Source organism: Melaminivora alkalimesophila, assembly GCF_000282995.1.
Taxonomy (GTDB): Bacteria; Pseudomonadota; Gammaproteobacteria; order Burkholderiales; family Burkholderiaceae_C; genus Melaminivora; species Melaminivora alkalimesophila.
Genome location: NZ_ALEE01000119.1, coordinates 1 through 8,720, shown reverse-complemented (window position 1 = coordinate 8,720; position 8,720 = coordinate 1). Strand labels below are relative to the sequence as shown.

The 8,720-nt window shown below is 65.9% G+C and carries 9 protein-coding genes and 1 pseudogene; 6 read left to right on the top strand and 4 right to left on the bottom strand.

Annotation, left to right across the window (positions count from 1 at the left end; genetic code table 11):
- Positions 1-97 precede the first annotated feature (97 nt).
- Positions 98-1,366, bottom strand: coding sequence for a YbfB/YjiJ family MFS transporter (locus A612_RS01770; RefSeq protein ID WP_040435583.1), 1,269 nt, complete (start codon positions 1,364-1,366; stop codon positions 98-100).
- 79 nt (positions 1,367-1,445) lie between these two features.
- Between A612_RS01770 and A612_RS01765 the strand changes: the two genes are divergently transcribed.
- From A612_RS01765 to A612_RS01745, 6 genes are read left to right on the top strand one after another with little or no spacing between them, the layout of a single operon-like run.
- Positions 1,446-2,348 carry a LysR family transcriptional regulator gene (locus A612_RS01765; RefSeq protein ID WP_019372898.1) on the top strand — a complete coding sequence of 301 codons (903 nt, stop codon included), beginning with the start codon at positions 1,446-1,448 and terminating at the stop codon, positions 2,346-2,348.
- 4 nt (positions 2,349-2,352) lie between these two features.
- The gene (locus tag A612_RS01760; RefSeq protein WP_019372897.1) at positions 2,353-3,420 is read left to right on the top strand and encodes an NAD(P)H-dependent flavin oxidoreductase; all 1,068 of its coding nucleotides are present in this window, start codon (positions 2,353-2,355) and stop codon (positions 3,418-3,420) included.
- 55 nt (positions 3,421-3,475) lie between these two features.
- Positions 3,476-4,444 (top strand): WaaS/CpsH family glycosyltransferase, encoded by a 969-nt coding sequence (locus A612_RS01755; protein WP_019372896.1) that lies wholly within the window; start codon positions 3,476-3,478, stop codon positions 4,442-4,444.
- A 52-nt stretch (positions 4,445-4,496) separates the two neighbouring features.
- Entirely contained in the window at positions 4,497-5,759 is a 1,263-nt protein-coding gene (locus A612_RS16360; RefSeq protein WP_075807008.1) for an O-antigen ligase family protein, read from the top strand.
- Between the two features lie 43 nt (positions 5,760-5,802).
- Positions 5,803-6,528, top strand: a complete 726-nt coding sequence (locus tag A612_RS01750; RefSeq protein ID WP_141630312.1) for a hypothetical protein — start codon at positions 5,803-5,805, stop codon at positions 6,526-6,528.
- Between the two features lie 8 nt (positions 6,529-6,536).
- The gene (locus A612_RS01745) at positions 6,537-7,277 is read left to right on the top strand and encodes a glycosyltransferase family 25 protein (protein WP_019372894.1); all 741 of its coding nucleotides are present in this window, start codon (positions 6,537-6,539) and stop codon (positions 7,275-7,277) included.
- Here the strand turns inward: A612_RS01745 and A612_RS01740 are convergent, their stop codons facing one another.
- The 3 genes and pseudogenes from A612_RS01740 to A612_RS16890 all read right to left on the bottom strand — a co-directional run.
- Positions 7,278-8,375 (bottom strand): glycosyltransferase, encoded by a 1,098-nt coding sequence (locus tag A612_RS01740; RefSeq protein ID WP_019372893.1) that lies wholly within the window; start codon positions 8,373-8,375, stop codon positions 7,278-7,280.
- A 34-nt stretch (positions 8,376-8,409) separates the two neighbouring features.
- The gene (locus A612_RS01735; RefSeq protein WP_019372892.1) at positions 8,410-8,616 is read right to left on the bottom strand and encodes a zinc-finger domain-containing protein; all 207 of its coding nucleotides are present in this window, start codon (positions 8,614-8,616) and stop codon (positions 8,410-8,412) included.
- Positions 8,617-8,620: 4 nt separating this feature from the next.
- A pseudogene (locus A612_RS16890) lies at positions 8,621-8,720 on the bottom strand (branched chain amino acid aminotransferase); the annotation flags it as partial.

Sequence of the window (8,720 nt, the reverse complement as noted above, 5' to 3'; positions counted from 1 at the left end):
CTGCCGCCGTCATGGCAGCGGCTGTTCCAGCGGCGCCTGGACAGCGGACAGAGCGAGGCCTGGGACGCGCGCCTGCAGGGGCAGCACTGACGGCCTGTCAGGCGCGCTGCGGCCAGCGCCAGGCCGACCAGCCGTACATCGCCGCGCCGGCCACCAGTGCCCCCGCCGCCAGCGCCAGCCCGCGGGCAAAGCCCTGCCCGGCATCGGCGTGCGCGAGCAGCCACGCCACCAGCGGCGGACCCGCGATCTGGCCCAGGCCATAGACGGCCGTGACCAGGCTCGCAAAGCTGTCGGCAGACTGCGGCCACAGGCGCCGCGCCTCCTGCAGGCCGTAGAAGGTGATGGCCGTGAACGGAAGGCCCACCAACGCGCTGCTGAGTGCAAAGCCCGCCGGCGTGGGCCAGACCAGCCCCAGCACGATGCCCAGCGCCTGCAGCGCATACGCCGCCAGCAGCAGCCAGCGCCGGTCCCAGGCGCTGGGCGCGCGCGTGCTGAGCGCCGCGCCTACGGCCACGCCCGCGCCGAACATCGGCCAGAAAAGGTCGGGCCAGGGTGAACCGGAGGGCAGCGCGGCACGCGCAATCACGGGCAGGAAGGTGGCGGTCACGATGTAGCCCAGCCCCGCCAGGCCGTACGCCACGGCGTGCACGCCGCGCGCCGCCAGGGTGCCGGCGTTTCCCCCCTGCGCGACCGCGCGGGGCTGGGCACCGGCGTCGGCCTTGACCGCGCGGCCACGCACCACGGGCCACACGCCCACGCACAGCAGCACCGAGAGCACCCCGAACACCACCCAGCCCGAGGCCGCACGCCACTGCGCTGCCACCATCGCGCTGGCGGCCAGCCCCGTGAGCACAATGCCCACGCCCGGCCCGCAGAAGATCAGCCCGCCCATGGCCGGGCGGCCCAGCACCGCCAGGCGCACCATGCACCAGGCCGCCACGTTCAGCAGCACGAAGGCGCTGGCGGCCCCGGCCGCAAAGCGCAGCGCCGGCCACGCGGCGGCCACGGGCAGCGCCATCGCCAGCGTGAGCAGCACCGTGGCCACCAGCCCGGCACGCGCCAGCCGCGCCGGATGCCAGCGTGCATAAAAACCCGGTGCCACCCAGGGCAGTGCCATGCAGGCCAGCGCCCCCAGCAGGTAGCCCACGTAATTGGCCGTGGCCAGCCAACTGCCCTCGGTGAGGGTCAACACCCCGTCGTGCAGCATCATGGGCAGCAGCGGGGTGAACGCGAACCGCCCCACGCCCATAGCCACCGCCAGCGCCAGCATGCCGGCCAGGGCCACGGCATGGGGCCGCTCGCTCCAGTGCAGGGCGGGCCCGCGGGGCGCGGGCACATCAATCGACGGGGTGGCTTGTGGTTCCATGGCGCGGTCTCCGGCGGTATGATCGCCATCAATCTTTTTTTAAGATGATTTTTTGACAAATCATCTCACAAACGAATCCATGGACCTGGTCGCACTGGAGATTTTTCGCACGGTGGCCCATGAGGGCAGCGTGACGCGCGCGGCCGAGCGGCTGGGCCGCGCCCAGTCCAACGTGACCACGCGCGTGCAGCAGCTGGAGGAGCAACTGGGCGCCGCCCTGTTCCTGCGCGAGGGGCGGCGCATGGTGCTCACACCCGCAGGCGCCACCCTGCAAGGTTATGCCGAGCGCCTGCTGGCGCTGGCCGAGGAGGCGCGGCAGGCCCTGCACCCGGGCACTCCCACCGGCCACCTGCGCATCGGCGCCATGGAAAGCACGGCCGCCGCGCGCCTGCCCGCGCCCCTGGCGCAACTGCACGCGCGCTGGCCCGCGCTGGTGCTGGAGCTGCGCACCGCGCCCTCACGCCAACTCGTGGAGCAGGTGTTGGCCCACGAACTCGACTGCGCCCTGGTGGCCTGGCCGCCGCCGGGCCTGGACGAGGAGGCCCCGGTGCCGCGCACGCCCGTCTGGACGGAATCGCTGCTGCTGGCCCTGCCGGCCAGCCACCCGCCCGCCGAAACACCTGCCGACCTGCGCGTGCACACCCTGGCCGCGTTTGCGCACGGCTGCACCTACCGCCGCATCGGCGAAGACTGGATGCGCCAGGCCACGGGCCAGGCGCCGCAGGTGCTGGAGCTCGCGTCCTACCCCGCCATCCTGGCCTGCGTGGCCGGGGGCCGTTGCGCCGGCGTGGTGCCTGAGGCGGTGGTCGATCTGCTGCACACGCCGCCCGCGCTGCGCTGGGTGCCGCTGGGCCCCTGCGACACGGTGCTGGTGCACCGCACGGGCTACGCCACGCCCGCGCTGGCCGCGCTGCAAGCAGCGCTGCACGGCGCCCAGGACACCCCCTCTGTCCTCGCCCCCGATTCTTCTTTGCGGAGCTGATCCCATGAATGCCTTGCTGCAACGCCTGCAGATCGACCTGCCCCTCTTCCAGGGGCCCATGACGGGTTCGGACACGCCCCAGTTGGCCGCCGCCGTCTCCCAGGCCGGCGGCCTGGGCTTTCTGGGCTGCGGCATGCGTTCGCCCCAGGCCATGCGCGAGGCTGCTGCCGCCGTGCGTGCGGCCACCGCCAAGCCCTTCGGCATGAACCTGTTCGTGCTGGAGCAGCCCACGCCCGATGCGGCCACGGTGCAGGCGGCCATCGACCGCCTGGCGCCGCTGTACGCCGACCTGGGCCTGCCCCCGCCCGAGGCGCCGGCGCGCTGGTGCGAGGACTTCCACGCCCAGTTCGAAGCACTGCTGGAGGCCCGCCCCGCCGTGGCCAGCTTCACCTTCGGCATTCTGGACGCCGCGCAGGTGGCCCGCCTGCACGCAGCAGGCTGCCTGGTGGTGGGCACAGCCACCATCGTGGCCGAGGCGCGCGCCTGGGCCCAAGTGGGGGCCGATGCAGTGTGCGCCAGCGGCACCGAAGCCGGGGGCCACCGAGGCACGTTCCTGGGCGATTTCACGGCGAGCCAGGTAGGCACCCTGGCGCTGGTGCCGCAGTGCGTGGATGCCGTCAACATTCCGCTGATTGCCGCGGGCGGCATCATGGACGGCCGGGGCATTGCTGCTGCGCAGGCGCTGGGCGCCCAGGCCGCGCAGATGGGCACGGCCTTTCTGGCGTGCCCTGAATCCGGCATCGGCCCCGCGTACCGACAGGCGCTGGCCCAGGCCCAAGACACCGACACGCGGCTCACTCGCATTTTCTCGGGCCGCCCGGCGCGCGGCATTGTCAACGCGATGATGGAGGCCCTGGCCGCAGAGGAAGACCGCGTGCCCGCCTACCCCGTGCAAAACGCGCTGACAGGCGCCCTCCGCCGCGCGGCGGCCGCACAGGGGCGCACCAGCCACCTATCGCTGTGGGCAGGGCAAGGGGTGGGGGCCGCGCGGGCCCTGCCAGCACGTGAACTGGTCGCGGTGCTGGCCGATGAGTGGCACACAGCCTGCGGGCGTCTTGCTGCTGCGGCGTGACCGCCATTCAGGGCAGAGGCGGCTCCCTACAATCGGGCCGCACCGCCTGCCCTCCATGCCCTACATCATTGCCAACCCCTTCACGCTGACAGAGTTCCTGCTCGCCAGCCTGCCCCCCGAAGAGCGCGCGGGCGTCCTGGTCCACCCCAAGCGCATCAAAGGGGTGGCGTACTCGCTGCTGAAGGCGCTGGACGCCTGGAGCCCGTTTCGCCTGCCGGGGTTTCGTCCCTTCCCTGCTGCGTATCTGCAGGCGCTGCAAGCCATTCCGGCGCAAGCACCGGTGCTGATCTTTGGCATCGAGAACATCAAGGACCTGCGCATCCTGCGCAAATACCTGCGCACGCGCCGCATTGCGCTGTTCACCTGGAACCCGGTCATCGATTACCAGCAGAACCACCAGATGCGGCAGCTGCACATGCAGCAGCTCAAGGGGCTGGGGTTCCACATTTTTACGTTCGACCCAGGCGATGCGCAGCGGTACGGCCTCACACTCACGCAGCAGGTGTACCGCTCGGTGGAATCTTTTCGCCAGGAGGTCCCGGCCGAATGGGACATTTACTTTCTGGGGCAGGACAAGAACCGCTTCGATACGCTGCGCGCCTTGGCGCTGCAGTGGCAGCCGCTGGGTTTGCGCACCTGCATTCGCATGGTGCCCGAACCCGGAAGAAGCTACCCCGCCACGCCCGGCGTGGAAGTGCTGCCCCGCAGCATTGGTTACACCGACAACATCGACACGATCAACCGCTCACGCTGCTTGCTGGAAATTACCCAGGCCAACCAAAGCGGCCTGACCGTGCGGTGCCTGGAAGCCCTGTTCTTCCACAAGAAGCTCATCACCAACAACATGAGCGTGTGCACCCTGCCGTTCTACAGCCCAGACCGCTTTTTCGTGCTGGGCAAGGATGACAATGCCCGGCTGCCCGCCTTCCTGAATGCGCCACTGCCCGCGCTGCCGCCAGGGGCGCTGGACCCATACGACTTTGCGAACTGGGTAAGACAATTCGACGACTTGTCCGCAGGCTGACGCTCACTGCTCAGTTGCTGCCTGAATCGCGTCCCTGACCTTTTACATACCCATGCCACCTAAATCCCGCGATATCTTGGCTTTGGCCATCACGTCACTGTTTTTCTTTTTCCCGATCAGTTTGGCGATGGCGAGCACTTTGATGGCGGTGATCACGGTGCTATGGCTGGCAACTGGAAGGTTCCGGGAGCGCTGGATTTTCGTGAGGGATAACCCCCTGACCTGGGCAGCGATGGCGCTTTATGGACTCGTGATACTTGGGTTGCTGTACTCGCCCGCCAGTTGGCAAGACATCAGTCCACATCTGACCAAATACATCAAACTGCCATTCGCCATTTTGTTGATGTCTGCCATCACAACCGAGCGACTGCAGCAGCGCTGTATGAATGCATTTGTTTTGGCGATGAGTTTTGTGCTTGCTTCCACGTGGCTCAATGTTTGGTGGGAACTTCCCTGGTCCAAAACACAAAATCATGGATGGAATGTGAGCCACCATGTATTTGGCGACTACATCACTCAAAACATCATGATGGCATTTCTAGTGCTGATAGCTCTATATCGGATGCTCAGTACGCCCATGTCTTGGCGCAAAGGTGCTTGGGCCGCAATGGCAGCATTGGCCAGCGTGAGCATCACTCACCTTTCCGAGGGACGAACGGGATACGTATTACTGTGCGTAGTTTTCGCAGTGTTTGTAGCAACCACGCTGAGAGGAAACAGGCTGTGGATTGCCGCCACGTTGGGCACGGGGCTTGTGGTGGGAGTTCTGGCCAGTTCAGGTTTGGTGCGCGAGAGATTCATACTTGCCTACGAAGAAGTACAGGGAATAGATCAGGAAAAGTACACATCTATCGGTAACAGGGTCTACCTATACAAAATCACTCCGCTACTTATCGCTGAAAAACCCATACTAGGCCACGGGACCGGGGCCTATCACTCAGAGATTTGCCGCTTTGTGGATATCCCGGAGGGATGCCATGGCTGGATTCATTGGCATCCGCACAACCAATTTCTGTACTTCGCTGTAGAGCATGGTCTACTCGGATTGGCGGTTTATCTTCTCATGCTGGCAAGCATGGTTTGGCTGGCACGTAAAGCTGAAAACGACGAAGCCAGGGTTCTATTGATAGGGTTGGCAGCGCTGCTTGCAGCAGACAGCATGACCAATTCCCCGCTGTGGAGTGCGAGAGAAAGTCACTTTTTCGTGTACATGATGGCACTACTCGCGGCCAGGGCCACTTTGCGCAGGCAATCAGCACATGAATCTTCCACACCAGTTCAAGACCCATCAAAACCAACCCAACACCAGAGCTGATTGCACAGGGTGAATCACAATTCACACAGACAATTCGATACAAATGACCATCCTGCCAACACCCACCGTTCACACCATGTACTGGGACAACATTCCCAGTGTCATCCTGCAAAAACAGCGCGAGGTTTTTGCTGCACTGGACGTGCCGCTGCAGCAGGAATCCGCCCACCGAATCCCCCACGGCACCTGGATGAATGGCGTGGTGGAGCGCATGGACTCGGACGATATCGTCATCTTCTGTGACATCGACGCCTTCCCGCTCAAGCGTTCGGCCTACGACATGGCGGTGGCGCACGCCGAGCGCGGCGCCATCTTCGGTCTGTCTCAGTTCTCTAACCACAAGAAAACCACACACACCTACGCAGGCCCCATGTTCATGGCGTTTCGCAAGCGGGTGTGGGAACAACTGGGCCGACCAGACCTGAAATCTTCTTCCGCCTATGACGCGGCCGAGGGCATGTCAGCCCTGGCACGCGAGCAAGGAGTGCCTCTGGTGCTGCACAAGCCCACGTCCACGCTGATTTCCAAATTTGCGCTGGGCAACGAAGGGGTGTTCGGCATTGGCACCTTTTATGGCGACAACGACTTCTTCCACCTGTTCGAGTCGCGCGAGCCAGCGTACGAGCAACTGCTGGTGGCGGTGGCCGATGACGCCATCGCCCAGCGCCCGTTGCAGTTTGCCCAGTACCTGGAAGCAGCCATGGCGCTGCAACAAGGCACGCCGCTGGTCAAGAAGAAGCGCCGCTGGTGGCGCCGCCTGCTGGGTTGAGCGCGCCTATGAGACTGCCCATCGTCTTCATCAACCTCGACCGCGATGCCGAGCGCCGCACCCGGCTGCTGGCCGAGTTGCAGCAGATCGACATGCCCAGCGAGCGCTTTCCTGCCGTGTGGTGGGCCGATGTGCCGCCAGAGCAGGCCAGCCGCTGGTACAGCGACGACCTGAATGCGCGCCAGTACTACAAGCCGCTGCGCAATGGCGAAAAAGGCTGCTATGCCAGCCACATTGGTGCATGGCAGCAACTGCTGGCCAGCGGTGCACCCGCGCTGGTGGTGCTGGAGGACGATGTGCGCCTGACGCCGCAGTTTGCCGACGTGGTGAACGCGATTGCCGCCCTGCAAGAGCCGTGGGACATGGTCAAGCTGCGGGGCCGCGACCGGGAAAAGGTGCGGTCTCAGCGCCCCCTGGTGCCCGGCTCCGCGCTGGTAGATTACAGCCGCGTGCCCAGCATGACAGCGGGCTACGTGGTCAGCCGCGCCGGGGCCGCCAAGCTGCTGGCGCATCGTCAGCCTTTTGGCAGGCCCATTGATGTGGACTTGCGCTTCTGGTGGGAGTGCGACCAGTTGCGCATTCTGGGCGTATCGCCCTCGGCCATTGCGCTGGACGACACCAGCGAGGTCAGCAGCATCTGGGACACCCGCGACACGCTCACCCCCGGCCAGCGCTGGCGCAAGTTCACGATGAAGCTGGCGCTGACGCTGGGCAATGCGTGGCACCGCCGTAGCTTGCCCAAACTCTGATCAGGGAGAACCTTGGGTATGCACGCGCTCCAGCAATTGCTGGTAGCTGTTGTGCATCCTGGCCAGGCTGTACTCCTGCACGGCCTGCGCTCGTGCCGCTTCGCCCAGACTGGCTGCGCGGGCAGGGTCGGCCAACAAACCGGCCAGCGCCTGCGCCAAGGCTGGCGCATCGCCTTCGGGCACCAGCAGCCCCGTCTTGCCGGGTTGCATCACGCCGCGCACACCCACCACGTCAGACGCCACGCAGGCGCAGCCTGCGGCCATGCCCTCGACCAGCGCCAGGGGCATGCCTTCGTAGTGGGTGGACAGCACAAAGATCTGGTGGCTCATCAAGTGCTGGGGCAGGTCTGACACGGGCCCCAGAAAGTGCACCTGATCGGCCACCCCGCGCTGCGCAGCCAGCGCTTGCATGCGCTTTTGAATCCCCGCCTTGCCGCCGCCAGCCAGATACACCGGTGCGCTCACGCCCTGAGCCTTGAGCAAGGCCGCGGCTTCAATCAGGGTGGCGTGGTCTTTCTGGCGGGCAAAGCGCGCCGCCATCACGATGCCGGGTGTGCGCTCGGCAAACTGCACCAAAGCGGCTTCTGGGAAGCGTTCCAGGTCAATACCGTTGGGAATCGCCACACAGCGCGCTGCCGGAAAGCCACGCGCCACCAGTTGCTCGCGCACGCCTTCCGACACGCCCACAGTGGCCGCCGTGCGGTCGGCCAGCCACAGCGCCTGCTTCAGGCGCCACCGTGTGTAGCGCTCGCGGGAGTTGTGCTCCACATGCACCAACCGGGGCACCCCGGCCAACAGCCCGGCATAACGGCCCCACAGGTGTTCGCTGTATCCGTGGGTGACCAGGATGTCAGGCCGCCACTCCAGTGCAAGGGCACGCAGTGCCCACACCGTGGCTGCGTGGGCCCAGCCGGGCACCACCCGCACATCCAGGCCTTGGGCGCGCAGGGCTTCCACCTTGGCAGGAAGCGTGGTGCGGCGTTTGCGCCGCAGCACCAGCACCACGTCCATGCCCGCGCTGCGTGCCGCCTGGCACAGGTCTACCGCCACCTGGGTGGCGCCGGAGAACCCACCGGTGACGAAGTGCATCACCCGCATGGCAGCCCCGACAGCTTGCTGAGCAAGCGCAAGCTCAGTGCCCTGCGCGAACCACTTCGCCCGCCTTCAGGCGGTACACGGTGCCGCAGTAGGGGCACTTGGCCTCGCCCGTGTGGGCCACGTCCAGGTAGACCTTGGGGTGGCTGTTCCAGAGCTTCATGCCGGCCTTGGGGCTGGGGCAATACACGCAGCCCTGGAGGTTGAGATCCTTGGCCAGCAGTTCAACGATGGCTTGTGACATGGGTTCAGACCTTGGTGAGCCAGTGGGCGTATTGGGGATTGCGGCCGTTCACGATGTCGAAGAAGGCCGATTGGATCTTCTCGGTCAGCGGGCCGCGGCTGGCG